Source organism: Trinickia camelliae (genome assembly GCF_053525655.1).
Genome location: NZ_JBCHAA010000052.1, coordinates 1 through 616 on the forward strand (window position 1 = coordinate 1; position 616 = coordinate 616).

Sequence of the window (616 nt, forward strand, 5' to 3'; positions counted from 1 at the left end):
GCATCATGAGCGCCGATGCCCGCAAGGTCGTGCTGGTGACGCGCCGCACGCGGCTCGAGGACCTGATTGCGCGGCATCACACGCTGGCGCAGGCGAAGTTCTACATCGAGCACCTTGGCGCCGATTTCTCGGACTACCTCGCCGAGAATGCGGCGTACGCCCGCAGCATGGAGCTGACCGTGCGCGCGCTCGAAGACTGGGGACGGTACCAGTTGGTCGACCGGAGCTACCTGCCGAATTTCATCTTCGCCTCCGACGATATCGTCGTGGCGCTGGGACAGGACGGGTTGGTCGCGAACTCGATGAAGTACCTCGATGGTCAGCCGCTGATCGGGCTGAACCCGGAGCCTTCGAGGTGGGACGGCATCCTGCTTCCGTTCGAGCCGCGGGAGCTTGGGGCGGTACTCGCTGATGTCGCTCACGGCCGCCGTCCGATGAAGGCGGTCACGATGGCGGAGGCGAAGCTCTCGGACGGTCAGGTGCTGCGTGCCGTCAACGACCTTTTCATCGGCCCGCGCACGCATGCTTCGGCGCTCTACGAGATCGAGTTGGGCAAGCGGCGCGAATCGCAGTCGTCATCCGGCATCATCGTCTCCACGGGGCTGGGTTCGACGGC

The 616-nt window shown here is 65.3% G+C and carries 1 protein-coding gene; it reads left to right on the forward strand.

Going from position 1 to position 616, the window contains the following annotated elements; all coding sequences use genetic code 11:
• Window positions 1–616 (forward strand): diacylglycerol kinase catalytic domain-containing protein (locus AAHK20_RS33470; protein ID WP_449185799.1); only part of this gene is annotated, 616 nt, incomplete at both ends.